Raw genomic sequence first — 23,121 nt, forward strand, 5'->3', positions numbered from 1 at the left:
GGCCCCGTGGCGTCGGAACGGTTAGGCTGGGCGGGTGCCTATTACTAACGAACGCATCGTCTGGATCGACTGCGAAATGACCGGCCTCGACACCAAGAATGACGCCCTTATCGAGGTGGCAGCCCTGGTGACCGATTCGGAGCTCAACATCCTCGGCGACGGCGTCGACGTCGTGATCAAGCCCGACGACGCCGCGCTGGCCCAGATGAGCGACTTTGTCCGCGACATGCACACCCGGTCCGGCCTCCTTGAAGAACTCCCGCACGGCAAGACCATGGCCGAGGCGCAGACAGCCGTGCTCGACTACATCAAGAAATGGGTGCCGGACCCCAGGAAGGCACCGCTCGGCGGAAACTCCGTGGGCACCGACCGCGTGTTCCTTGTCCGCGACATGCCCGAGGTGGTGGAGCACCTGCACTACCGGGTCATCGATGTGAGCACCATCAAGGAGCTCTCCCGCCGCTGGTTTGCCCGGGCCTACTTCCAGTCCCCCGCCAAGCTGGGCGGACACCGGGCCCTCGGCGACATCAAGGACTCGATCGACGAACTCCGGTATTACCGCGAGGCCGTGTTTGTCCCCGCGCCCGGACCGGACAGTGCCACGGCGCAGCGGATCGCCAAGCGCGTCATGGGCGGCGAAGCAGCCGCGCCCGCCCCGGCGGAGTAGCGGCACACTGGCAGCACGCCGCGGGCAGGCTCACCGCCGCAGGGACCTGGCGCAGGAAAGTAATCTGCGCCACGTTTCGCGGAAATTTTGGTGAAAATCGCAAAAGTGGCAAAAGCATCCCCAAACAACAGGTAAGCTATTTGTCGTTGCCTTTCCAGCCAGCCGGTTCGCCGGAGGGCCTGATACGGCACATGGTGGGCGTAGCTCAGTTGGCAGAGCGCCTGGTTGTGGTCCAGGAGGTCGCGGGTTCAACCCCCGTCGCTCACCCTCATGAAGGACGGCAGTGATTGTCCGACCTTTTCCAAAGGCCGCACCGGATATCCGGTGCGGCCTTTGTTGTCTGTACTGAATTTTTGTCTGTGCTGAGTTTTGTCTGTGCCCGTGTCCGGGTCCGTTTCTGTGCTGGTGCTCGATCGCCGCTGTACGGGCCGGCCGTGGACGGCTCGGAGTGCGGCTCAGTTGTCCCGGGATCTGTCATTGGAAGGAAACGCAGTGAAGCGCACGCTCTTTGAAGAAGACCACGAGATGTTCCGTGAGATGGCCGCCGAGTTCAACGTGCGCGCCATTGCCCCGCACTACGCCCAATGGGACGAAGAGCACATGATGTCCCGGGACCTGTGGTCGGCGGCCGGCGAGCAGGGCCTGCTTGGGCTCGCCGTACCGGAAGAGTTCGGCGGCATGGGAATGTCCGACTACCGCTTCCGCGCAGTGCTCGACGAAGAATTCGCCAAGAGCAACCACCTCGCGGTCGGCCTCGCGTTCCACCTGCACGACGACATGGTCCTCCCCCACCTGCTGGCCTACGGTTCCGATGACCTCAAGGCCCGCTGGCTGCCGGACATGGTCGCCGGCGACAAGGTCACCTCGGTTGCCTGGACCGAACCCGGGGCCGGCTCCGACCTGCGCGGCATCCGCACCAAGGCCGTGCGCGACGGCGACGACTGGCTGATCAGCGGCCAGAAGACGTTTATCGGCAACGGCATCTCCGGCAACGCCTCCCTGGTCCTAGCCCGCACCGACGGCGGCACGGGACGCGGGAACCACGACTCGTTCTCGCTCTTCATGGTGCAGAAGGGCGAGGGCTACAACACCGGCAAGCAGCTGGACAAGATGGGCCTTAAAGCTTCCGACACGGCCGAATTGTTCTTCGACAACGTCCGCGTCCCGCACGCGGACCTCGTGGGCGAGGAAGGCAAGGGCCTGCAGTACGCGGCCGAACAGCTCCCCCAGGGCCGCCTGGCGATCGCCGTGGCCAGCTCCGCCGTCGTGCGCGCCAGCTACGAGGCGACCGTCCGCTACACGAAGGACCGCAACGCGTTCGGCGAGCGGATCATTGACTTCCAGAACAGCCGCTTCGAACTCGCCGACATCCTCACGGAGGTCGAGGTCACCGAAACCTACGTGGACCAGGCCATGCTGGCGTTCAACGCCGGTGAGCTCGACGCGGCCGGCGCCGCCCGCGCCAAACTGTGGGCGTCCGAGCGGGCCAAGTCCGTCACGGACCGGTGCCTGCAGCTCCATGGCGGCTACGGCTACATCATGGAATACCCGGTGGCCCAGGCCTACCTCGCCGCCCGGCTGCTGACGATCTTCGGCGGCACCAACGAAATCATGCGCGACGTCGTCGGCCGCACCATTGCCGGCTGAGCCGCCGCACCCCCACCAGCACCTGAGGAACGTTACTGACATGACCGTCCTGCCCATCACGATCTGGGGCGAGCCCGTGCTGCACCGCCGGGCCGCGGAAGTCGAAGTCTTCGACGACGAGCTCCGCACCCTGATCGCCGACATGTTCGAGACCAACGACGCCGCCAACGGCGTCGGGCTGGCCGCCCCCCAGGTGGGGGTCGGCAAGCGGCTCTTCGTGTACAAGTACGAGAACGACGACGGCGCCCCGCCCACCGGCGTCGTGGTCAATCCTGTCCTGACGCTCTCCAAGATCTCCGGCGCGCTGCCGGACCCCGACGAGGAAGAGGAAGGCTGCCTGTCCTTCCCGGGCGGCCAGTATCCGCTCAAGCGGGCGGAGTGGGCCAGGGTCCAGGGCTTCGACGGTGACGGGAAGCCGGTGGAATTCGAGGCGACCGGCTGGTTCGCCCGGGTCATCCAGCACGAGTACGACCACCTCGATGGCAAGCTCTACGTGAATAGGCTGATCGACCGTTATGCGCGCAAGGCCATGAAGCAGGCCAAGCGCAGCGGCTGGGGCGTTCCCGGCCTGACCTGGATGCCGGGCGTGGACCCGGACCCGTTCGGCCACTGACGCCGGCAGTTCGGCGCGGCCGTACGCGGATGTTCCCCACCTTTGACGCCGATGCGCAGGAAATCGCCGGCGGTTTGGCGGAACGCGCCGGCGGCGCGTCTCAAAGGTGGGGAATTTCAGCGGAATTTCCCCAGTTCCGCAGTGACCCGGCGGGCTGGCTTGCCTAAGTGCGGTCGACGGCGGCCAGGATGGCTGCACCGAGCTCTGCCGGCTTGGTGAACTGCGGCCAGTGACCAGTGGGCAGGTCCACGTAGTCGACGTCGCGGATCCGTGCGAGTTCCGCCACGTAGGGGTGGCCCCCGGCAATCATTTCCTTGAGCATCGAGGACGGGAATTCGCAGGCGATGACGGTGGCCGGAACCTCGAGACGGCGTTCATCCTTGAGCTGCTGCCGGTCCTGGGCCACGCCGCGGGGCTGCGGGATGGCGCGGGCGCGGAACATGGCACGCAGGCTGTCGGTCAAGTCGGTGAGGTCCGCGTCCTCGAAGAGCTCCCAGGGCGGCAGCGGCACGTCGTCGCCGTCGGCCGGGAGTTCGTCGTTGATGACGCCACCGTCGGCGAGCGGACCGCTGTCCACGTAGATTGCCCGGGCCACCCGGTCCGGGCGGGCATCGACGGCGCCATGGATGATGGCTCCGCCGCCGGAGTGGCCCACAAGGACCACGGGCGCATCGAAGGAATCGATCTTCGCCACGACGGCGTCGATATGGGTGCGCAGGCCGATGCCGGCGCGCGGCGCGTCGGCCGACTCCAGGCCCGGCAGCGTCAGCGGGTAGACCTTATGCCCGGCCGCGGCGAGCGGCGGGGATACGTCCTCCCACGAGGAGGCGTCCAACCAGAATCCGGGTACGAGGATGATGTCCATGCCGGTACCCTACCGTCCGAGGACCAGCTCCACCACCTGATAGGGGTCCTCAGCTGGGACGACGTTATGCATGGTGATGCGTCCGCCCTGGCCCTCCCCCGGGTGGATGTGGATCTGCCAGCCCCAGTCCGGGCCGGTCGGCGCCGCGTAGGAGCCGTTGAGCCGGAGGACACCGTCCCCGTCCACGGTCCCGGAGAACTCCATCAGTGCCTTGCCGGTGTGCCAGGAGTCCACCCACACCGCAGTGGCGGGTTCCTCATCGGACGCTCCGCCGGCCACAAGCAACAGGCCCTCCTGCGGGCTCTCGCCGTCCGACCAGGTGTAGGCGAGGCTCGCGAAATACGCCGCGGTCACCTGCACTGTGGCGGTGGCCGCCGAGTTGTTGTAGTCGTCCGTGGGCATGATCCGGGAGCGGTTCTGTCCCTGCCAGGTGCCAAGCAACGGCGTCATGTATCGCACAATGTCCATGCTGCAGTCTACTGAGCAAGTCAATGGAGTCTCGTCAATTGGGTACCGTCAACCCCGCTTCCGAGTCCCTCAGCGGAATTGTCCCTCAGCGGACCCGGCGCGGCACGATCGTCCCTTGCCCGGGGCACGCCGTGAGAATCCGCTTCATCGCCTCCTTCTCCGCGGGCGTGACCCACAGCCGGTAGGCGGCCTTGACGGAAATCTGCCGGGCCACGTAGTGGCAGCGGAACGCCTTGTTGGGCGGCAGCCAGGTGGCGGCGTCGGACGCACTCTTGTCCTGGTTAGCGGGACCGTCGACGGCGATCAGGTTGAGGGGATCGTTGGCCAAGTGTTCGCGCTGTTGCGCGGTGAGCTGCTGGGCGCCTTTTTGCCACGCGTCGCCCAGCGCCACGACGTGGTCGATCTGCACCGCTGCGCTGGTCTCGGCGCCGCGCCGGAACGCGATCGTCCGCCCCGTGTAGGGTTCCTGGAACGTGCCGCCAGCCACCTGGCACCGGGAACCGCGGACAAATTCGGCGGCGGCCAGGTCGCGGCGGAGGATGTCGTTGCGCGTGTCGCAGCCGTTGCGGTCGACGTCGAGCCAGGCCTGGCCGAAGGCGCCCCGGTCATAGTTGTCCTTGGCCGACCGTCCCTTGACCGCGAGGGTGTCGAGCACGCCGGCGGCACTTCCCTCCGGCACGGCCCGGACGGGGTCCACCGCGTTCATCCATCTGCCGGCAAGCACGGGGGCCTCGCGGGGGCCCGTGGTCTGCGGCTCCGCGGCGGCAAACTGACCGGCCGTGAAGAACCAGACCAGGCCGCTGAGGACGGCCAGGCCGGCCGCTGCCAGCAGAATCCACGCCTGGCGAGAACGGCGCCGGGCGCGGCGGAATTCCGTCCAGGTGACGGTCATGAGGGCGGCCGGTGACGGCGTTCTGGCTGCACGCCCTGAGCCTACGCGGGCGCACCGAGACCGTGGAGATTGTCCACAGTGTTGGGGACCGGTGGCGGAAGGCCGGGCGCTACTGTTCCCGCGTTACCCGTTTCAGGTCATCGTTGGCCAGTTCCAGCAGGTTCTGGAGCTGGGTCACCCGGTCATCGTTGACTTCGCCGGCGTCGCGTTTGAGGATCGCGTCGTCCAGCAGCCGCTTCGCTTCCTTCGCGTTGCTGCGTGCGACGTCCAGCGCGTGTTCCAGGGTTGTCTCGTGTTCAACTGCCGGGTTCTGTTCCATGGCTACATTGTGGTTCCCATTCCCGGCCGATTCCAGTGCATCAGCCGGGAATCAGCCGGGAAAAGAGAAACATGTCCCGGAAAGGGACATTGCGCCCGCGGACTAGACCTCTACGGGCAGCCCGGCGGCCTCGAGGATGGAGGCGGCGTCCTTGGCGGGGAAGGACGGCGGGTTGACCCCGGCCATTTCCTCCATGACGCGGACCACCTGGCAGCTGTAGCCGAACTCGTTGTCGTACCAGACGTACAGCACGAGGTTCTTGTCGTTAGAGATCGTGGCCAGGCCGTCGACGATCCCTGCCCGGCGCGAGCCGACGAAGTCCGTGGAGACAACCTCGGGCGAATCGATGTAGTCGATCTGCTTGCGCAGCTCCGAGTGCAGCGACATTTCCCGCAGGTAGTCGTTGACCTCCTCCTTGGTGGTGCCGTTTTCCAGGTTCAGGTTCAGGATGGCCAGCGACACGTCCGGGGTGGGGACGCGGATGGAGCTGCCCGTGAGCTTGCCGAGCAGTTCCGGCAATGCCTTGGCGACGGCCTTGGCGGCGCCGGTCTCGGTGATCACCATGTTCAGCGCGGCAGAGCGTCCACGGCGGTCGCCCTTGTGGAAGTTGTCGATCAGGTTCTGGTCATTGGTGAAGGAGTGGACTGTCTCCACGTGCCCGTGCACCACGCCATAGCGGTCGTTGATCGCCTTGAGCACGGGGGTGATGGCGTTGGTGGTGCAGGAGGCCGCCGAGACGATCGTGTCCGAGTCGGCGATGGTGCCGTGGTTGATGCCGTGCACGATGTTCTTCAGCTCACCCTTGCCCGGGGCGGTGAGGAGAACGCGGGCAACACCCTTGCTCTTCAAGTGCTGGGACAGGCCCTCGGCGTCGCGCCAGCGGCCCGTGTTGTCCACGACGAGGGCGTCGTGGATGCCGTAGGCGGTGTAGTCCACCGTGGAAGGGTTGTCCGAGTAGATGACCTGGATCTGGACGCCGTTGGCTGTGATGGTGTCGTTTTCGAGGTCCACCTTGATGGTGCCTTCGAAGGAGCCATGGACGGAGTCGCGGCGCAGCAGGCTCGCGCGCTTGGCGAGGTCGTTGTCGGACCCGCGGCGGACCACGATGGCGCGCAGGCGCAGGCCGTGGCCGCCGCCTGCCTTTTCGATCAGGAGCCGGGCCAGGAGCCGGCCAATGCGGCCGAAGCCGTAGAGGACGACGTCGGTGCTGGTGCGGTCGTCGCCGCCGCGCTTGCCCACAACCTCGGCGAGTTCCTCGCGGAGGAAGGCATCGAGGCTGGCGCCGTCGCCCTCGGCGCGGTACTTCTCGGTGAGGCGGGCAATATCGATCGCCGCTGCGCCGAGCTCCAGCTTGGTCAGGGCCTCCAGCAGCGGGGCCGTCTCCTCGAGGCGCAGTTCTTCCTTGCTCATCCGGCGGGCGAAGCGGTGGGCCTTGAGGATATTCATGGTGGACTTGTTGATCAGGCTGCGTCCGTGGATGGAGGTCACCACGTTGTTCTCGCGGTACAGCCGGCCGATCACCGGGATCATGGCCTCGGCGAGCGCCTCACGGCCCATCCACGTATCAAGACAAGAATCTGACGTCTGGCTCACAGAACTACCTTCCTAGAATCCACCCCCTACGTCCTCGTAGGGGGAAGTCGGCCGCCGGAGGGTGTCCGGTACCGGGCACCGGCAGGGATTCGGTCCACCCCGGGCGCCTCATCGAGCGCAAAGAAAAAACCGCCGGCTGCGAACGCAGACCCGGCGGCAGAACTTCTACGTTCACCATCAATTCTACGGGCGACCCGGCAGGGTCAGGTGCCCTGCTGCGCGTGAAATGACTCACACACCCACGTGCGCCCCCGTCCAGCCACGGAAAGCGGGGAAGCAAATGAGGCCGGGACGCCGCCTACCGGGCGTCGTCGAGAATCATGTCAACGGCTTTTTCCGCGATCATGATGGTGGGCGCCTGGGTGTTGGCACTGATCAGGCGGGGCATGATCGAGGAGTCCACCACGCGCAATCCCTCAAGCCCATAGACCTTCAGCCGCGGCGAGACGACGGAATCATCGGAGATTCCCATGGCACAGGTGCCGACCGGATGATAGGAGGTCCGTCCGAAGGCGCGCACGAAATTCACGTACTCGTCACGGGTTTTCACCCGTGAGCCGTCGCCGATGTGCTCCGCCTTGATAAACGGTGCCATCGAGGACTGCTCCATGATCTGTCGGCTCTGCTGTACGCCGACGATGGTCATCTCAAGGTCGTACTCGTCGGCGAGGTAGTTCGGATCGATGAGCGGCGGCTTGGTCGGGTCCGAGGACGCCATACGAACGGTTCCCCGGCTGCGGGGCCGCAGGAAGTACGAGTTCAACGTCGCCCCGAATCCCGGCCGCAGGGACGTCACCGTCGCCTCTGCCCGGGCCGCGGGCAGGAAGTGGAACTGCAGGTCCGGGGTCGCATCGTCCGTGTTTGCGTAGCTGAAACCACCGGCCTCGACCAGGTTCGAAGCGAACGGTCCCGTGCGGAAAGCGAGGTACTGGAGCCCGGCAAGGGCCGTTGCCGGGCGGATGCGGTTAAAGCGGTCCAGGCTGTGGCCATACGTAAGTTCGTAGATGATGTCCAGATCACAGTGGTCCTGCAGGTTCTTACCGACGCCGGGCAGGGCGTGGACGGTGTCGATGCCGGCGGCGGCGAGATCCGCGGGGTCGCCGATGCCCGAAAGCTGCAGCAATTTCGGCGACCCAAACGCGCCGCTGGCGATGAGCACTTCACGCCTGGCTGTGTAGGTTCGCGCGACTCCGCGTTCAATCGTCTGGATGCCGACGGCCCGGCCATTCTTGATGATCACCTTGGAAACCGTCACGTTGACCCGGACCGTGAGATTGCGGCGCTTGCGCGCGGGTTTCAGGTAGGCCACGGCCGCGCTGCACCGGCGGCCGTTCTTCGTGGTGGTCTGGTAGAAGCCGACACCGTGCTGTTCGGCGCCATTGAAGTCACTGTTGTAGGGCAGCCCGAACTCCTGCCCCGCCCGCACGAAGGCCGCCGAGAGTTTGTGCGGACGCTTGGGGTCTGAGACTCCGAGCGGCCCCTGGGTTCCATGTAGCGGTCCCGAGAGTCTGCAGTTGGACTCCGAGCGCACGAAATACTCGAGCACCTCGTCGGCGGACCAGCCGTCGCATCCGCACTCCTTGGCCCAACTGTCGTAGTCCTGGGCCACGCCGCGGGTGAAGACCTGGGAGTTGATGGAACCCCCGCCACCGAGCCCGCGGCCTTGGGCGAGCGGGATGCGACGGCCTTTACTGTGCTCCTGCGGGACGCTCCGGTACTGCCATTGGTACGGGCCTCCCTTTAGTCTGGGGAAGCCCGCGGGCACATGGATGAACGGATGGCGGTCGGATCGGCCCGCCTCGAGGAGCAGCACTCGGACTGCTGGGTCTTCACTTAATCTCCCGGCCAGGACGCTGCCGCCCGTGCCGCCCCCGGCGATCACATAGTCGTACTCTGCATCGTCCGGCACTATGACTCCTCAACCATCGCCGAAACCGCTGCCCCAAAGCGTTGAGTGAAGTCTCTAGTTTCGCGGGGGTGATGTCAAGCATCTGGATTTACCTGCAACGGCGCAGGTAGGGGGCACGCGGTCGGCAGGACAGGACTACTTGGAAGTGTGTGTGGATGGGTTGACCGATACGCCGGGTTCTGTGTTCCCGCGCTGTTACCGGCACGGGAGTAGCGGCCATCCATCTACGGACGCCGTTGCCGACGCCCTCCAGCGGCCTACCCGAACACTCGGGCGAGCAGCCCTCAAACGTGTCCTGTCTGGCCTTGCTCCGGGTGGGGTTTACCTAGCCTTCCCGGTCACCCGGGAAGCTGGTGGTCTCTTACACCACCGTTTCACCCTTACCTGCCGTGCGGCCTGTGCAAGCACATGCCGCACGCAGGCGGTCTGTTCTCTGTGGCACTGGCCTGCGGGTTACCCCGAGTGGGCGTTACCCACCACCCTGCTCTGCGGAGCCCGGACGTTCCTCGAGCCACTTGCGTGACGCGCGGCCGCCTGGTCAACCCATCCGCTGTCCAGTCTACGGCCTCCCAGATGGCGGAGATGCATCCGGTGACACGCCCCCGCCGGACCTATTATCGAGGAATGGACCCGTCTGCCCTGACCCGGCGCCGGCTGCTCGAGCTGGCAGGAATCGGCCTTGGCGCGTCCGCCCTCACCGCCTGCACTGACGGCCTAGAGCCTCCCGAGGCGCCTGCGCCCGTACCAACCGGCCCGACCGCGACAGCACTGCCGGCTCCCGCCGCCCCCTTGACGGTCCGGACCAGCTCAGGATCATTCGTCTCGGCTTTCCGCCCCGGCATCGCCAGCCACTGGTCGCTGGCCGCCCCCGAGTTGCCGCCCGGCGGCGCGCAGCCCGAATTGCCCGTGGCTGTCTTCCTCCACGGACTGGGCGGCAGCCACGCCGTCCTGCTCGAGGACCTGGCGGCCCATGAGCCTCTCCAACGGCACCTCGACGCCGGCGGCACGCCCTTCGCGATCGCGGCAGTGGACGGCGGAAACACCTGGTGGCACCCCCGTGCCGACGGCAGCGACACCCAATCGATGCTGGTGAAGGAGTTTGTTCCGTTCCTGGGCAGCCAGGGCTACGACCTTGGCAGGATCGGCCTGTTCGGCATCTCCATGGGCGGCTTCGGTTCTCTCCTGCTCGCCTCGCAGGGCCGACTGCCCGGGGTCCGCGCCGTCTCGGCCATGAGTCCGGCGGTCTGGGACCACTATGACCCACGCCAGGAATCGGCCTTCGACGGCCCGGCCGACTTCGCGGCCCATGACGTGTTCGCGCTCCGGCCCCGGCTCGCGGCGGTGCCCAAGCGGATCGACTGCGGCACCGGGGACGACCTTGCCGCCACGGTCCGTGCCTACCGCGCAGGGCTGCCGGGCGAGGTCGAGGGTGGGTTCCGGCCCGGCGGCCACGACTACGGCTACTGGCGCTCCGTCTTGCCCGAGGTGTTGTCCTTCTTGGGCTACAACCTCGCCTGAACCCGCCGCCGCCGGCCCGCCGGACTGCGGCACCCGCCGCCGGTAAGATCGTACGGTGCTAATTCTGTTGCCGCCCTCCGAGGGCAAGACTCCCGCTGTCGGTGCGGACGCCGCCGACTGGAGCGCTTTAAGCTTTCCCGCCCTCAACAGCTCCCGGGCCAAGGTTCTGGAGGCGCTCGGCTCCGTCAGCGCCCACGAGGACGCCCTGGCACTGCTGGGCGTCGGCGCCTCGCTGAGTGCCGACGTCGAACGCAACACCCGCCTGCACGCGGAACCTGCCGCCCCGGCCCACCAGGTCTATTCCGGGGTGCTCTTCGACGCCCTCGGCTACGACTCCCTGACCCCGGCTCAGCGGAAGAAGGCCGATGCGTCGGTGCTGGTGGTCTCCGCCCTATGGGGCGCCATCCGCTTCGCTGACCGCGTGCCCGCCTACCGGCTGTCGATGGGGATCGCGCTGCCCGACGTCGGACGGCTCGCCTCGTTCTGGAAGCCGCAACTGGGTGAGGCCCTGGCGGCAGCCACCGCGGGTGAGCTGTTAGTGGACTGCCGGTCCAGCACCTACGCCGCGGCCTGGACTCCCCCGCCGGAACAGACAGTGGCCGTGAACGTCTTCACCGAGACCGCCGGCGTGCGCAAGGTGGTCAGCCACTTTGCCAAGCACACCCGCGGCGAGCTGGCCCGGCATTTGCTCAGCCGCAGGGGCAAGGCGCCCCAAACCCCGGCGCAGCTACGGAAGGCCGCGGCGGAGAAATGGGCTGCCGAACTCGTTGAGGGCACGGCCCGGAAGCCGCACACCCTGAACATCATCCTGCCGGGCTAGGAGCCGCTTAGGCCCACTCGGCCGAGCGGACCAGGATACAGCCGGAGTCCGGGCAGAACACGATGTCGTCCTCGGCCGCGGCTTTGATCTCGGCCAGGTCGCCGGGGCTGAGGTGCATGCCGGAGCCTTCCGAGGTGCCGTGGAACAGCCGGGCAGCGCCGACGCCGCGCTTGGCCAGGGTCTTCTCGTAGACGGCGAGCATCCCGGCGTCGAGTCCGGCGGCGAACTCGGCACGCTGCCCGCGCACCACGGTGGCTTCGGCGGCGATCTCGGCCAGCTGCTCGTCCAGTTCGGCACGGATGGAGCCGAAGGAGCCCTGGATGTCGTCCACGATCTGCTGCTGCGCGGCTTGGCGGGCGCGGAGCGAGTCGAGCCGTTCGAGGACTTCGAGCTCGACGTCCTCGAGGTCCGAGCGGCGCTTGTTCAGCGAGACGAGGTCGCGCTGCAGGGCCACCAGGTCCTTGGACAGGCCGGTGCCGCTGTTGAGCCGCGCCTCGTCGCGGTCGATCCGGGACGCAACCTGCTCGACGTCGGCCTCTGAGCGCTTGAGCTCGAGCTCGGCGTCGTGGACGGCCACCTTCGCGGCGCCAAGTTCACCGTTGGCCACGCTGAGGGCGGCTTCCAGGTCGGTGATCCGGGAGTCGCTTTCAAGGCTTCGTCGGCGGTTGGACAAGGACTTGAGCTTGGCATCCAGTCCCTGCAATTCGAGCAACTTCAACTGTTCCGCCGGTGCTGCCTTGGCCACTATTTACCTCCGCTAAATCCAATCCGGCCGAAGCCGGGCACCGTATCGGCGCTCCTAAGACTCTAGCGCCTAGCGTGCTCCTCGGCCTCGCTACGCTCACCCGGGGCCCCTCGCACGCCAGGCTTAGCCCGGAGTCAGAATGAAGTCCCACGGGTCGCTGTTGGTGGTACTGACCCGGATCTCGACGTCGTGGCCCTGGTCGGTGAGCACATTGCCCAGCGCTTCGGCGGCCGCAGGCAGCCACAGCCATTCGCTGGCGAAGTGGGACACGTCGATGAGGTAGGGCCGGTCGTTGACCGCCGCCTCCCGGACTTCCGATGCCGGGTGGTGCCGCAGGTCCGCCGTCACGTAGACGTCCGCGTTGCTTGCCCGCACCTCGCCGAAGAGGGAATCGCCGGCGCCGCCGCAGACAGCCACCCGCCGGATCAGCCCGTCCCGGTCACCCGACACCCGGACGCCGCCGGCCACCGAGGGCAGGATGCCGAACACGCGGGCAGCGAAATCACCCAGTGTCAGGACCTCTTCAAGGTCGCCGACGCGGCCGATGCCTTCCTCCGGGAGCCCGTTCGCCGCGGGGGTCAGCGGGGCCACGTTCTGCAGGCCCAGCGCGTCAGCCAGGACGTCGGAGACGCCCCCGACGGCGGAGTCACCGTTGGTGTGAACGGTCATCAACGCGGTCCCGGACTCGATGAGCCGGTGCACGGCCTTGCCCTTGGCCGTGTTCGCAGCCACGGACGTCACGCCCTTGAGCAGCAGCGGATGGTGCGTGATGAGCAGTTCGGCACCGAAGTCGATGGCTTCCTCGATCACATCGATGGTCGGATCGACTGCGAACATGACCCGGTGCACCTCCGCGCCCGGGTGGCCCGCCACGAGGCCCACCTCGTCCCAGTCCTCGGCCAGCGACTCGGGCCAGAGCTCCTCCACGGCCAGCTGGATCATGCCCAGCGTCGCGGCGCCGGAGGCCTCACCGGTGCCGGTATCGCCGTCGACGGCGGCAGCAGGGCCGTCGGATTCCGCTGAAACATCGGTGTTCACAGGTTCCATACCCCCATTTTTACCCTATCCGCGCGCACGCCGGTCACTCGTAACACTCTCGTAAGGTGGCTGGGGAATCATCGGGGCCCTCGAACCATTGAACAGTGCATGAGAACTTTTGTGCTCGGCGGAGGCTGCTTTTGGTGCCTCGACGCCGTCTACCAGAAAACCAAGGGCGTCAGCTCGGTCGTCTCGGGCTACACCGGCGGCCATGACCACAACCCCGACTACTACTCAGTGTGCTCCGGAACCACAGGGCACGCCGAGGCGGTGGCGGTGACGTTCGACGAGGACATCATTCCCGCCGAGGTCATCCTGGACATGTTCTTCGCCCTGCACGATCCCACCACGCTGAACCGGCAGGGCTACGACGTCGGGACCCAGTACCGGTCCTCGATGTTCTACGAGACCACCGAGGAAAAGATCCTGTTCGAGGAGGCGATCGAACGGAACCAGGCCCTATGGAGGCACCCGATCGTCACCGAGGTCAGCCGGCTGCCGAAGTTCCATGTGGCCGAGGAAATCCACCAGAACTTCTACGCCAAGTACCCCGAGGAGGGCTACTGCAACGTCATCATCAACCCGAAGCTGGCCAAGGCGAGGAAATATTACTCTGCATGGCTTAATGCTTAGCTAGGGCCTGTGACCGCTCGTTAGGCTGACCTCAGTCAACCCTCCTCAAAGACAGGCATACATACATGGCACCGATCTATGACGATGTAACCCAGCTGGTAGGCGGAACTCCGCTGGTCCGGCTGAACCGGCTGACCGAAGGCCTGGACGCCACCGTGGCGGTCAAGCTGGAGTTCTACAACCCGGCAAACAGCGTCAAGGACCGGATCGGCGTCGCCATCATCGATGCCGCCGAGAAGTCCGGTGCCCTCAAGCCCGGCGGCACCATTGTCGAAGGCACGTCCGGCAACACCGGAATCGCCCTGGCCATGGTGGGCGCGGCCCGGGGCTACCGGGTCATCCTGACCATGCCGGAAACCATGTCCACGGAACGCCGGGTCATGCTGCGCGCGTACGGCGCCGAAATTGTCCTGACCCCAGGCTCCGAGGGCATGCGCGGTGCCGTGGAGAAGGCCCAGGAAATCGTGGCCAACACAGAGAACTCCATCTGGGCGCAGCAGTTCGCCAACGAGGCCAACCCGGAGGTCCACCGGCGCACCACGGCCGAGGAAATCTGGGCCGACACCGACGGCAAGGTGGACATCTTCGTCTCCGGCGTCGGCACCGGCGGCACCGTCACCGGCGTCGGCCAGGTCCTGAAGGAACGCCGGCCGGACGTGCAGATTGTCGCCGTCGAGCCGAAGGACTCCGCCATCCTCAACGGCGGCGCCCCGGGCCCGCACAAGATCCAGGGCCTCGGCGCGAACTTCGTCCCCGAAATCCTGGACACCAACGTCTACGACGAGGTCATCGACGCCACGCTGGAAGATTCCGTCCGCGTCGCGCGCGATCTCGGCACCAAGGAAGGCATCCTGGGTGGCATCTCCTCCGGCGCGATCGTCTGGGCTGCCCTGGAACTCGCCAAGCGCCCGGAGAACGCCGGTAAACTCATTGTTGCTGTGGTTTGCGACTTTGGTGAGCGCTACATCTCCACCGTGCTGTACGACGACATCCGCGGCTAAGTCCCTGCCGCTGTCCCACAATTCCCCAGAAAGGTCTTTGTGAGCTTCTTCGCAAGACTGAAGGAAGACCTCGACGCCGCCCGGTCCCACGACCCGGCGGCTCGAGGTTCTTTTGAGAACTTCTTCGCCTATTCCGGCCTGCACGCGATCTGGTTCCACCGCCTGACGCACCGGCTGTGGCAAAACCCTGCCCTGCGGTTCCCGGCGCGGCTCATCTCCCAGCTCGCCCGGTTCCTCACCGGCATCGAGATCCACCCCGGCGCGACCATCGGCCGGCGCTTCTTCATCGACCACGGCATGGGCGTGGTCATCGGTGAGACCGCCGAGATCGGCGAGGACGTCATGATCTACCACGGCGTGACCCTCGGCGGCCGCTCGCTCGCCAAGATCAAACGCCACCCCACCATCGAGGACCGTGTGGTGATCGGCGCTGGGGCCAAGATCCTGGGCCCCATCACCATCGGCCGGGACAGCGCTGTCGGCGCCAACGCCGTGGTGGTCAAGGATGCCCCGGCCGAATCAATCGTCACCGGCGTGCCGGCCACTTGGCGGCACCGCGACGCGCAGCGCGAGACCAAGCCCGCCGTCGACCCGGCCGAATACCTGATCGACTACCACATCTAGGACCCCCTGCTGCCTGCTACCCGGCAGCAGTCCGGCGGCCCGCTCCCGGGGCGGCGTCGGCTTACCCCGGGAAGCGCTTGTAGATGTTCCAGAGGACGGCGTCGAACGCCCGGTCCGGCAGCAGGTGGCGCAGCAAGAGGATCCCCCGGGCGCTGGCACCCACTGGGTACCGCGTCTTGGGCCGCCGCGCGGTCGCCGCGTGCAGGATCGCCTCGGCCGCGAGCTCGGGCCGCGTCGAGGTCGCGGCGTTGCCGGTCGTGGCCAGCGCGGCCGCGACCACCTTGGCCTGGGCTGCGTAGGGGCCGTGCCCGGAGCTGGCCAGCAGCCCCTGCGCCGCAATGTCGCCCCACTCCGACAGCGTCCCGGCGGGCTCGATGATGGCCACGTGAACGCCGTGCGGCTTGAGCTCGAGCCGCAGCGAATCGCTCAGGCCCTCCACTGCAAACTTCGTCGCGTGGTACCAGGCGCCCAGCGGCTCGTACATCTTGCCGCCGATCGATGAGATGTTGATGATCCTGCCCGCCCGCGCGGCCCGCATGGCGGGGATCACGAGCTGCGTCATCCGCGCCAGGCCGAAGACGTTCACGTCGAACTGCCGCCGCCCCTCGGCCAGCTCCACCTCCTCGAGCGAACCGTAGGTCCCATAGCCGGCGTTGTTGACCAGGACGTCGATCCGGCCGTGCGCGGCCAGCACATCCCCGACGGCGGCGCTCATCGAGGCCTCATCCGTCACGTCCAGGGCCACGACCTTGACCCCGGAGGCCTTCAACGGCTCCATTTTCTCCACCCGCCGGGCCCCGGCATAGACGGTGAAGCCGGCCGAGGCAAGCGTTTTCGCGGTTTCAAAGCCGATCCCGGTGGACGCACCGGTGACGAACGCTACGGGCTGGGGCATGAGGAAAACTCCTTGGGCGCTGAACTCCTGGGGCAGGAGCGGCCGGAGACACGGACGGCCGGCGCCTCCCAGAGTATCTGGAAAGGGCCGGCCGTCTGGGGTGCTGCTAGTGGGTGTCGACTGCCTCGATCTCGGACTTGTCCTCGCCCCAGAGGGTGTGGAACGTGCCCTCGGCGTCGACGCGGCCGTAGGTGTGCGCACCGAAGAGGTCGCGCTGGCCCTGGATGACGGCGGCCGGCAGGCGCTTGCGGCGCAGGCCGTCGTAGTAGGCCAGCGAGGAGGAGAACACCGGCACCGGGATGCCGAGCTGAACCGCGGTGGACACTACCCGGCGCCAGGCCGGGAGGACCTCGGCGATCGCCTTGGTGAACGCCGGCGCGAAGAGCAGGTTGGCCGGTTTCTCCGCCGCGGCGTAGGCCTTGGTGATCTCCTTGAGCAGTTCGGCACGGATGATGCAGCCGCCGCGCCACAGCGAGGCGATCTCATCCAGCTTCAGGTCCCAGCCGTATTCCTTGGCCGCGGAGGTGAGCATGTCCAGTCCCTGGGCGTAGGAGACCAGCTTGGAGGCGTAGAGCGCCTGGCGGACGTCTTCGACGAAGCTCTCGGGGACCTCGACGGCGGCCTCGCCGCCGGCCAGCAGTTCCTGGGCCAGCACACGCTGCTCCGCCTGCGAGGACAGGGCGCGGGCGAAGACGGACTCTGCGATGCCCGACGTCGGGGAGCCGAGCTCGAGCGCGGAGATGACCGTCCAGCGGCCGGTGCCCTTCTGGCCGGCAGCGTCCACCACGACGTCGACGAACGGCTTGCCGGTCTTCGCATCGACGTGGCCGAGGACCTCGGCGGAGATTTCGATCAGGAAGGAGGCGAGGTCGCCCTTGTTCCACTCTTCAAAGATCTTGGCCTGGTCTGCCGGTTCAATCCCGGCGCCCGAGCGCAGGAGGTCGAAGGCTTCGCCGATGACCTGCATGTCGGCGTATTCGATGCCGTTGTGTACCATCTTGACGAAGTGGCCGGCGCCGTCGGTGCCGATCCAGGCGCAGCAGGGCTGGCCGTCAACGTGGGCGGCGATCTTTTCCAGCAGCGGGCCGAGGGCGTCGTAGGACTCCTTGGAACCGCCCGGCATGATCGAGGGGCCGTTGAGGGCGCCTTCCTCGCCACCGGAGACGCCGATGCCGACGAAGTGCAAGTCCTTCTTGGCGAGCGCGGCCTCGCGGCGGCGGGTGTCCTCGTAGTGCGAGTTGCCGGCGTCGATGATGATGTCGCCCGCCTCCAGGAGCGGCTCGAGCTGCTCGATCACGGAATCGACCGGCTTGCCGGCCTTCACCATGATCAGGACGCGGCGCGGCTTCTCCAGCGAATCAACGAGTTCCTGGAGGGTCTCCGTGCGGACGAAGTCGCCCTCATCGCCGTACTTGGCGAGCAGGGTGTCTGTCTTTTCCACCGACCGGTTGTGCAGGGCAACGGTGAAGCCGTTCCGGGCCAGGTTGCGTGCGAGGTTGGCCCCCATCACGGCGAGGCCGGTAACACCGATGTGTGCTGACATCAAAACTCCAATTCATTTCTGTACACCATGATCTTTGTAGACCATGGATGCACGGCGGTTCATCTAAGACGTTCATCTAGGACTCGGCAGGTTGCGCCGCAAAGGGCAGAACCCGCTCTTGAGGATTTGTGGCTGTCCATAAACCATATGTATTTCCGCGGGCTGCGGGAAAGCAGCGCCCACGTAGCGGAATACTGCGCGTCATAAACAGTCTATGATCCCAGGCGCCCGCCACGCCGGTCGGCCCGGAGCAGGCCCGCAGCATTATGCTTACGACTATGTCAACCAGCCTCCATCATCGTGCCATTGAGCACCTCGGAACCCGGATCGTGGCAGGCGACCTGCCGCCCGGGCACGTCATGCTTGCCGAGCACCTTGAGGACGAACTCAAGGTCTCCCGCTCGGTGGTCCGGGAGGCCGTCCGGGTCCTCCAGTCCCTGGGCCTGGTGGAGACCATCAAGCGGGTGGGCATCCGGGTGCTGCCCTCGAACCGGTGGAACCCGTTCGATCCGCTCGTGATCCGCTGGCGCCTGGCCGGCGAGGGCCGCGGCGCCCAGCTGCGCTCCCTGGCCGAACTCCGCACCGCCGTCGAGCCGGTGGCCGCCGAACTGGCAGCGGCCAACGCCCCCGAGTCTCTCCGCCGGGAGCTCGTGGAGATCTCGCACGCCATGCGCGACGCCGGCCAGGCCGGGGACGTGCCCCGGTTCCTGGAGCTGGACATCCTGTTCCATTCCCTGTTGTTGACCGGCTCCGGCAACGAGATGTTCGCCAACATGGTGGGCCAGGTGACCGAGACCCTGACCGGCCGCACCCTCCACGGCCTGATGCCGGACCACCCGCGGGAGACGGCGCTGCAGTGGCACGTGGAGGTGGCCGAAGCCATCGCCGCCGGGGATGCCGCCGCCGCGCGCGAGGCCTCCAACCGGATCATGCGGGAGACCATCTCGGAGATGGAGCCGAACTGGAAGAACCAGCCGCGGGTGTTCGTCCCGGTCGAGCGGCACTAGCCCGCTGGTCGCCCCACTGGGCGGACCGGATCCCGACGACGGCGGACCGCAGCGCGGCGCGCCTCACGCCGGCCGTGCGCCTCACGCCGGGGCCGGGCGGAAGTCCAGCAGGACCTTCCCGGAAACAGCGGCGTTCCTGGCGACGTCGAACGCTTCGAGCCCGCGGTCCAGCGAAAAGGTGTGGGTGACCACGGGATCCACCAGCAGCGATCCGTCGGCCAGTGCACCTAGAACCTCGTCGATTTCGTCGTTGAACCGGAACGAGCCCACCAGCTCCAGCTCGCGCGTGATGGCCAGGGAGATCAGCACGGGCTGCGGGCCCGACGGCAGGAGTCCCACCATCACCACCCTGCCGCCGCGGACCGCGCCCTTGATCGCCGAGGCCAGGCCCTGGTGGCTGCCCGAGGACTCGATGACGACGTCCGCCTCCACTGCCGCGATCGCCTCGGCATTGTCCCCGTTGAGGACGGCGTCGGCGCCCACGGCACGGGCGATTTCCAGCGGCTTGTCGTGCATGTCCACAGCCACGATCCGGCCTGCGCCGGCGCGCTTGAGGACCGCCACTGCCAAGGCGCCGATGGGGCCGCTGCCGATCACCAGCACCGTCTTTCCCGCCACGTCCCCGGCGCGCGACACGGCGTGCCAGGCGACGCTGGCCGGTTCCGTCAGGGCCGCGGTCCGCAGTTCCAGTCCCACCGGCAGCGGCCGGAGCATCCTGGCAGGCAGCGTGGCGTAGCGGCTGAAAGCCCCGTCCGTGTGCGGAAAGCGTGCGGCGCTGCCCAGATACGTGCACCCCGGGGACAAGTTGGGCCGGTCTTCGGGGTACCGGGCGCTGCCCGGACCGGGCGTGGCGGGATGCACGGCGACGGGCGTGCCGGCCCCGGGCCCCGATCCGTCAGCGGCGGCCCGGACCACGGTTCCCACGATCTCGTGGCCCAGGACCAGGGGAGCTTTCAGGACGGACTCGCCTGCGGCGCCGTGCAGCCAGTAGTGCAGGTCGGAGCCGCAGATGCCGCCGTAGGCCACGTCGACGACGGCTTCATCGGGCGCCGGTGCGGGCACGGGAATGTCCTCGATCCGCAGGTCTCCCGCCGCGTGGGCCACCACCGCGGGCGCCGTCGCCGGGAGTTCTGCCACGGCGCCCATCAGACCACCACCGTCATTCCGCCGTCGATGAAGATGGTCTGGCCGTTGACGAAGTCCGAGCCGGCAGAGGCCAGCCACACCGCGGGTCCGGCCAAATCCTGCACGGTCCCCCACCGGTGCGCCGGGGTCCGGCCCAGGATCCAGGAATTGAACTGCTCATCGTCCACGAGGTTCTGGGTCATCTCGGTGTGGATGTAGCCGGGCGCGATGCCGTTGATCTGCAGCCCGGACCCGGCCCATTCCGCGGTCATGGCCCGGGTCAGGTTCCGCAGGCCGCCCTTGGCCGCCACATACGGGGCGATGGTGGGCCGGGCGAGGTCGGTCTGGACCGAGCAGATGTTGATGATCTTGCCCCGGCCCCGGGGGATCATGTGCCGGGCCGCCGCCCGCCCCACCAGGAAGGCGCTGGTCAAATCGGTGGCAATCACCCGGTCCCAGTCCGCGACGTCGAGCTCCAGCATGGGGACCCGGTGCTGGATGCCGGCGTTGTTCACCAGGATCTCCAGCTGCCCCACGTTTTCCTCCACCCAGGCCACGCCGCGGGCGGCCTCGGCGTCGCTGGTGACGTCGAAGGCGCAGCCGTGGACCCGGCCCGGCGGGTAGTCCGCGGCCATCGCGGCCTCGGCGGCCTTGAGCCGCTCCGGGTTGATGCCGTTGAGCACCACGGTGGCGCCGGCGTCGGCCAGGGCCCGGGCCAGGGCGTTGCCGATCCCCCGGCTGGAACCGGTCACCAGGGCCACGCGCCCCGTCAGGTCAAAAAGTCCATTCATGGTTCGCTGATCCTCATTTGGTCTTGACTGGTGTGTTAACTGTTGTGTTGTCGCTGAGATTCGAGATGGTTTGCCGCACGACGGCGAGGTCCCGGTCCCCCAGCCCTTGGCGCTTGAGTTCCGCGTAGAGCTCGACGCCGGCGGCCGCCATCGGCACCGCGGCACCGGCCGCCGCGGCGCTTTCGAGCACGAAGGACAGGTCCTTGTGCATAAACTTGGCAGGTCCGGTGGGCTCGTAGTTTTTGGCGGCGAGCCGCGGGCCCACGATGTCCAGGACCCGGCTGCCGGCCAGCCCGCCGGCGAGCACCTCGTAGAGGGCGGCCACGTCCATGCCGGAGCGTTCGGCGAGCTCCGCGGCCTCGGCGAGCGCCGCCGTCGTGGTTCCCACGATCAGCTGGTTGCACGCCTTGGCGAGCGACCCCGCACCCAGCGGTCCGAGCCGCCGCACGGCGCTGCCCATCACGCGGAAGAGCGGCAGGAGGCGGCGGAAGTCTTCTTCGCTGGCGCCGGCCATGATGGCAAGGGTTCCGTCCACCGCACCTTTCGTGCCGCCGCTGACGGGCGCATCGACCACGACGGCGTTGCCTCCGCTCGCCTCCGCGACGCGCGCCCCGAATGCCTGCACCGCAGAGGGCGAGACGCTGCTCATGACCACCACGGCGGTTCCGGGGGCGGGCGGCCTGGCCGCCCAGCCGGCAAGGAGGGCGGCGCTGGCATCCTCAATGTCGGACAGATCCGGGAGCATGAAGACAATGACGGGCAGGTCGCGCAGCGCCTCGACCGCGGCCACGCTTGATCCGCCGCGGGCGACGAAGGCATCCAGGGCCGACGGCGACCGGTTCCAGGCGCTGACAGCCCACCCCGCCGCGAGGAGGTTGGCGGCCATCGGCGCACCCATCAGTCCGAGGCCGACGAAGCCGGCCTCCTTGCGGTCCATCTCCATGCTGCCTCACATCGTCGTGGCTAATCTTTACAGTGGTTAATAATTGAAACTGTTCAGCATTCTAGCCTCCATTCAGTATGATGAACACTATGACGACCCAAACCACCGTCGCGATCGCCGTCCCGCTCGAAGCAGAGCTGGTGGACCGCATCCGCGCCGTAGATCCGTCCGTGACCGTCCTCTACGAGCCCGAGCTCCTGCCGCCGGAACGCTTTCCCGCCGACCATGCGGGCGATCCGGACTTCCGCCGGACGCCGGAGCAGGAAGCGCGCTACTGGGACATGCTCAACAAGGCCCAGGTCCTATACGGGCTCCCCAACGAGAGCCCGGCGGGTCTCGCCAGGATCGCCGGCAGCAACCCGCGCCTTGAATGGATCCACGCCATGGCGGCAGGTGCCGGCGGTGCCGTGAAGGCCTCGGGGCTCGACGCCGCGACGCTGCAGAAGTTCAAGGTCACCACCTCCGCCGGGGTGCACGCCCTGCCGCTGGCCGAGTTCGCCGCCCTCGGCATCCTCAACGGCTTCAAGCGCAGCGCGGAACTGGCACAGGACCAGGCCGCCAAGGTCTGGCCCGAGCTCCGCACCCCCACACGCCTGGTCAACGGCTCCCGCCTGGTGGTCACCGGGCTGGGCGAGATCGGGCTCGAGACCGCACGGATCGCCCGCGCCCTGGGCATGATCGTCAGCGGCACCAAGCGGACCGTGGAGCCCATCGACGGGATCGACGAGGTGACGGACAACGACGGCCTCGCCGGCCTGCTCGGCACCGCAGACGCCGTCGTCAACACCCTTCCCGGCACGCCGTACACCGAGAAGCTTTTCGGCCGCGAGGTCTTCGCTGCCATGAAGCCCGGAACCGTCTTCGTGAACGTGGGCCGCGGCACGGTTGTGGATGAGGAGGCGCTCCTGGAGGCGCTCGACAACGGCCAGGTCTCCTACGCCTGCCTGGACGTCTTTGCCGTGGAGCCGCTCCCGCAGGACAGCCCGCTGTGGACCCACCCCAGGGTGATGGTGTCCCCGCACACCTCGGCCCTCAGCGCAGCCGAAAACCGGCTGATCGCCGAGCGCTTCTGCAGCAACCTGCGGACCTACCTCGACGGCGGCGAACTCCCCCACCTCGTGGACACCGTCCACTTCTACTAAGCCCCGCTTCCGCACCAAGCATCCAGGGCGGCCCCACCGGAAACGGTCGGGCCGCCCTTTGCTGTCCGGCGCCGCGCTGGGCGCACTGGGCCGCGTATCCGGCTGGCGACGCGCATCCAACCTGACGACGCCTGCCCCGCTCGGCGACGCGCATATTGCCTGTCGAGGCGGGTATTCCGGTCGCGCCCGGCACTGTGCGCGTCGCCAAGAGCTTCCCGTGTCGCAGAAAAGGCCGTGGCCCCTTCCTAAGTGGAAGGCGACGCGCATCCCCCTGAGCGACACGGGCTCCGCCCAGCGACGCGCACCCAGCTCGGCGGCGCGCA

General features: G+C 67.5%; 23 protein-coding genes, 1 tRNA gene and 1 other RNA gene. 11 read left to right on the forward strand and 14 right to left on the reverse strand.

Annotated features, from left to right (window positions below):
- The first annotated feature begins 34 nt into the window (after nucleotides 1-34).
- The 4 genes from orn (at nucleotide 35) to def (ending at nucleotide 2,927) form a co-directional block, all read left to right on the forward strand.
- A complete protein-coding gene (orn, locus tag ACFRJ8_RS04640; protein ID WP_277525585.1) occupies nucleotides 35-667 on the forward strand; it encodes an oligoribonuclease in 633 nt (210 codons plus the stop codon).
- Between the two features lie 194 nt (nucleotides 668-861).
- Nucleotides 862-934: transfer RNA gene (locus ACFRJ8_RS04645), tRNA-His, on the forward strand.
- Nucleotides 935-1,159: 225 nt separating this feature from the next.
- Nucleotides 1,160-2,314 (forward strand): acyl-CoA dehydrogenase family protein, encoded by a 1,155-nt coding sequence (locus tag ACFRJ8_RS04650; RefSeq protein ID WP_377984997.1) that lies wholly within the window; start codon nucleotides 1,160-1,162, stop codon nucleotides 2,312-2,314.
- Nucleotides 2,315-2,354: 40 nt separating this feature from the next.
- Nucleotides 2,355-2,927, forward strand: coding sequence for a peptide deformylase (gene def, locus ACFRJ8_RS04655; protein WP_377984998.1), 573 nt, complete (start codon nucleotides 2,355-2,357; stop codon nucleotides 2,925-2,927).
- 163 nt (nucleotides 2,928-3,090) lie between these two features.
- Here def and ACFRJ8_RS04660 read toward each other — a convergent pair whose 3' ends face one another.
- The 7 genes from ACFRJ8_RS04660 to rnpB all read right to left on the reverse strand — a co-directional run bounded on the left by ACFRJ8_RS04660 (nucleotide 3,091) and on the right by rnpB (nucleotide 9,519).
- Nucleotides 3,091-3,792, reverse strand: a complete 702-nt coding sequence (locus ACFRJ8_RS04660; RefSeq protein WP_377984999.1) for an alpha/beta fold hydrolase — start codon at nucleotides 3,790-3,792, stop codon at nucleotides 3,091-3,093.
- Between the two features lie 9 nt (nucleotides 3,793-3,801).
- Complete coding sequence (locus ACFRJ8_RS04665; RefSeq protein WP_377985000.1) at nucleotides 3,802-4,260, reverse strand: DUF1579 family protein; 459 nt, start codon at nucleotides 4,258-4,260, stop codon at nucleotides 3,802-3,804.
- 85 nt (nucleotides 4,261-4,345) lie between these two features.
- Nucleotides 4,346-5,152: an HNH endonuclease family protein gene (locus tag ACFRJ8_RS04670; RefSeq protein ID WP_377985001.1), complete on the reverse strand. Its 807-nt coding sequence runs from the start codon at nucleotides 5,150-5,152 to the stop codon at nucleotides 4,346-4,348.
- Nucleotides 5,153-5,261: 109 nt separating this feature from the next.
- Nucleotides 5,262-5,471: a hypothetical protein gene (locus ACFRJ8_RS04675; RefSeq protein WP_377985002.1), complete on the reverse strand. Its 210-nt coding sequence runs from the start codon at nucleotides 5,469-5,471 to the stop codon at nucleotides 5,262-5,264.
- 102 nt (nucleotides 5,472-5,573) lie between these two features.
- Nucleotides 5,574-7,064 carry a glyceraldehyde-3-phosphate dehydrogenase gene (locus tag ACFRJ8_RS04680; protein WP_377985003.1) on the reverse strand — a complete coding sequence of 497 codons (1,491 nt, stop codon included), beginning with the start codon at nucleotides 7,062-7,064 and terminating at the stop codon, nucleotides 5,574-5,576.
- 298 nt (nucleotides 7,065-7,362) lie between these two features.
- The gene (locus tag ACFRJ8_RS04685) at nucleotides 7,363-8,973 is read right to left on the reverse strand and encodes a GMC family oxidoreductase (RefSeq protein ID WP_377985004.1); all 1,611 of its coding nucleotides are present in this window, start codon (nucleotides 8,971-8,973) and stop codon (nucleotides 7,363-7,365) included.
- Between the two features lie 152 nt (nucleotides 8,974-9,125).
- Nucleotides 9,126-9,519, reverse strand: an RNA gene (gene rnpB, locus ACFRJ8_RS04690) — RNase P RNA component class A.
- Nucleotides 9,520-9,597: 78 nt separating this feature from the next.
- Here rnpB and ACFRJ8_RS04695 point away from each other — a divergent pair.
- Entirely contained in the window at nucleotides 9,598-10,491 is an 894-nt protein-coding gene (locus ACFRJ8_RS04695) for an alpha/beta hydrolase (protein ID WP_377985005.1), read from the forward strand.
- A gap of 55 nt (nucleotides 10,492-10,546) precedes the next feature.
- Nucleotides 10,547-11,311 carry a YaaA family protein gene (locus ACFRJ8_RS04700; RefSeq protein WP_377985006.1) on the forward strand — a complete coding sequence of 255 codons (765 nt, stop codon included), beginning with the start codon at nucleotides 10,547-10,549 and terminating at the stop codon, nucleotides 11,309-11,311.
- Nucleotides 11,312-11,318: 7 nt separating this feature from the next.
- Here the strand turns inward: ACFRJ8_RS04700 and ACFRJ8_RS04705 are convergent, their stop codons facing one another.
- Complete coding sequence (locus ACFRJ8_RS04705) at nucleotides 11,319-12,056, reverse strand: zinc ribbon domain-containing protein (RefSeq protein WP_377985007.1); 738 nt, start codon at nucleotides 12,054-12,056, stop codon at nucleotides 11,319-11,321.
- A 123-nt stretch (nucleotides 12,057-12,179) separates the two neighbouring features.
- Nucleotides 12,180-13,103 (reverse strand): Nif3-like dinuclear metal center hexameric protein, encoded by a 924-nt coding sequence (locus ACFRJ8_RS04710; RefSeq protein ID WP_377985008.1) that lies wholly within the window; start codon nucleotides 13,101-13,103, stop codon nucleotides 12,180-12,182.
- A gap of 99 nt (nucleotides 13,104-13,202) precedes the next feature.
- Here ACFRJ8_RS04710 and msrA point away from each other — a divergent pair, with 99 nt between their 5' ends.
- From msrA to epsC, 3 genes are all read left to right on the forward strand, one after another.
- Entirely contained in the window at nucleotides 13,203-13,727 is a 525-nt protein-coding gene (msrA, locus tag ACFRJ8_RS04715; RefSeq protein WP_377985009.1) for a peptide-methionine (S)-S-oxide reductase MsrA, read from the forward strand.
- A gap of 65 nt (nucleotides 13,728-13,792) precedes the next feature.
- A complete protein-coding gene (gene cysK, locus ACFRJ8_RS04720; protein ID WP_377985010.1) occupies nucleotides 13,793-14,728 on the forward strand; it encodes a cysteine synthase A in 936 nt (311 codons plus the stop codon).
- 39 nt (nucleotides 14,729-14,767) lie between these two features.
- The gene (epsC, locus tag ACFRJ8_RS04725) at nucleotides 14,768-15,352 is read left to right on the forward strand and encodes a serine O-acetyltransferase EpsC (protein ID WP_229994476.1); all 585 of its coding nucleotides are present in this window, start codon (nucleotides 14,768-14,770) and stop codon (nucleotides 15,350-15,352) included.
- A gap of 61 nt (nucleotides 15,353-15,413) precedes the next feature.
- Here epsC and ACFRJ8_RS04730 read toward each other — a convergent pair whose 3' ends face one another.
- Nucleotides 15,414-16,247 carry an oxidoreductase gene (locus ACFRJ8_RS04730; RefSeq protein ID WP_377985011.1) on the reverse strand — a complete coding sequence of 278 codons (834 nt, stop codon included), beginning with the start codon at nucleotides 16,245-16,247 and terminating at the stop codon, nucleotides 15,414-15,416.
- 106 nt (nucleotides 16,248-16,353) lie between these two features.
- Nucleotides 16,354-17,790, reverse strand: a complete 1,437-nt coding sequence (gene gndA / locus ACFRJ8_RS04735) for an NADP-dependent phosphogluconate dehydrogenase (RefSeq protein ID WP_377985012.1) — start codon at nucleotides 17,788-17,790, stop codon at nucleotides 16,354-16,356.
- 278 nt (nucleotides 17,791-18,068) lie between these two features.
- On the opposite strand from gndA, the gene ACFRJ8_RS04740 reads away from it, so the two are divergent.
- Nucleotides 18,069-18,797 carry a FadR/GntR family transcriptional regulator gene (locus tag ACFRJ8_RS04740; RefSeq protein ID WP_377985013.1) on the forward strand — a complete coding sequence of 243 codons (729 nt, stop codon included), beginning with the start codon at nucleotides 18,069-18,071 and terminating at the stop codon, nucleotides 18,795-18,797.
- 81 nt (nucleotides 18,798-18,878) lie between these two features.
- On the opposite strand, the gene ACFRJ8_RS04745 is transcribed toward ACFRJ8_RS04740, so the two are convergent.
- From ACFRJ8_RS04745 to ACFRJ8_RS04755, 3 genes are read right to left on the reverse strand one after another with little or no spacing between them, the layout of a single operon-like run.
- Nucleotides 18,879-19,943: an L-idonate 5-dehydrogenase gene (locus ACFRJ8_RS04745; protein WP_377985014.1), complete on the reverse strand. Its 1,065-nt coding sequence runs from the start codon at nucleotides 19,941-19,943 to the stop codon at nucleotides 18,879-18,881.
- A complete protein-coding gene (locus ACFRJ8_RS04750; RefSeq protein WP_377985015.1) occupies nucleotides 19,943-20,713 on the reverse strand; it encodes an SDR family oxidoreductase in 771 nt (256 codons plus the stop codon). The genes ACFRJ8_RS04745 and ACFRJ8_RS04750 overlap by 1 nt, the downstream gene beginning before the upstream one ends.
- Nucleotides 20,714-20,726: 13 nt before the next feature.
- Entirely contained in the window at nucleotides 20,727-21,650 is a 924-nt protein-coding gene (locus tag ACFRJ8_RS04755; protein WP_377985016.1) for an NAD(P)-dependent oxidoreductase, read from the reverse strand.
- 83 nt (nucleotides 21,651-21,733) lie between these two features.
- Between ACFRJ8_RS04755 and ACFRJ8_RS04760 the strand changes: the two genes are divergently transcribed.
- Entirely contained in the window at nucleotides 21,734-22,798 is a 1,065-nt protein-coding gene (locus tag ACFRJ8_RS04760; protein ID WP_377985017.1) for a D-2-hydroxyacid dehydrogenase, read from the forward strand.
- The last annotated feature ends 323 nt before the right edge of the window (nucleotides 22,799-23,121 follow it).

The sequence above is a fragment of the Arthrobacter sp. NPDC056886 genome (assembly GCF_042788715.1).
In the GTDB taxonomy this organism is placed as follows: Bacteria; Actinomycetota; Actinomycetes; order Actinomycetales; family Micrococcaceae; genus Arthrobacter.

What these genes read in the sequence shown, in the direction of transcription:
- def (WP_377984998.1), top strand. Translation starts at nt 2,355, where the DNA reads ATGACCGTCCTGCCCATCACGATCTGGGGCGAGCCCGTGCTGCACCGC.
- ACFRJ8_RS04660 (WP_377984999.1), bottom strand. Translation starts at nt 3,792, where the DNA reads ATGGACATCATCCTCGTACCCGGATTCTGGTTGGACGCCTCCTCGTGG.
- ACFRJ8_RS04665 (WP_377985000.1), bottom strand. Translation starts at nt 4,260, where the DNA reads ATGGACATTGTGCGATACATGACGCCGTTGCTTGGCACCTGGCAGGGA.
- ACFRJ8_RS04670 (WP_377985001.1), bottom strand. Translation starts at nt 5,152, where the DNA reads ATGACCGTCACCTGGACGGAATTCCGCCGCGCCCGGCGCCGTTCTCGC.
- ACFRJ8_RS04675 (WP_377985002.1), bottom strand. Translation starts at nt 5,471, where the DNA reads ATGGAACAGAACCCGGCAGTTGAACACGAGACAACCCTGGAACACGCG.
- ACFRJ8_RS04695 (WP_377985005.1), top strand. Translation starts at nt 9,598, where the DNA reads ATGGACCCGTCTGCCCTGACCCGGCGCCGGCTGCTCGAGCTGGCAGGA.
- ACFRJ8_RS04710 (WP_377985008.1), bottom strand. Translation starts at nt 13,103, where the DNA reads ATGGAACCTGTGAACACCGATGTTTCAGCGGAATCCGACGGCCCTGCT.
- msrA (WP_377985009.1), top strand. Translation starts at nt 13,203, where the DNA reads ATGAGAACTTTTGTGCTCGGCGGAGGCTGCTTTTGGTGCCTCGACGCC.
- cysK (WP_377985010.1), top strand. Translation starts at nt 13,793, where the DNA reads ATGGCACCGATCTATGACGATGTAACCCAGCTGGTAGGCGGAACTCCG.
- ACFRJ8_RS04730 (WP_377985011.1), bottom strand. Translation starts at nt 16,247, where the DNA reads ATGCCCCAGCCCGTAGCGTTCGTCACCGGTGCGTCCACCGGGATCGGC.
- gndA (WP_377985012.1), bottom strand. Translation starts at nt 17,790, where the DNA reads ATGTCAGCACACATCGGTGTTACCGGCCTCGCCGTGATGGGGGCCAAC.
- ACFRJ8_RS04740 (WP_377985013.1), top strand. Translation starts at nt 18,069, where the DNA reads ATGTCAACCAGCCTCCATCATCGTGCCATTGAGCACCTCGGAACCCGG.
- ACFRJ8_RS04745 (WP_377985014.1), bottom strand. Translation starts at nt 19,943, where the DNA reads ATGGGCGCCGTGGCAGAACTCCCGGCGACGGCGCCCGCGGTGGTGGCC.
- ACFRJ8_RS04750 (WP_377985015.1), bottom strand. Translation starts at nt 20,713, where the DNA reads ATGAATGGACTTTTTGACCTGACGGGGCGCGTGGCCCTGGTGACCGGT.
- ACFRJ8_RS04755 (WP_377985016.1), bottom strand. Translation starts at nt 21,650, where the DNA reads ATGGACCGCAAGGAGGCCGGCTTCGTCGGCCTCGGACTGATGGGTGCG.
- ACFRJ8_RS04760 (WP_377985017.1), top strand. Translation starts at nt 21,734, where the DNA reads ATGATGAACACTATGACGACCCAAACCACCGTCGCGATCGCCGTCCCG.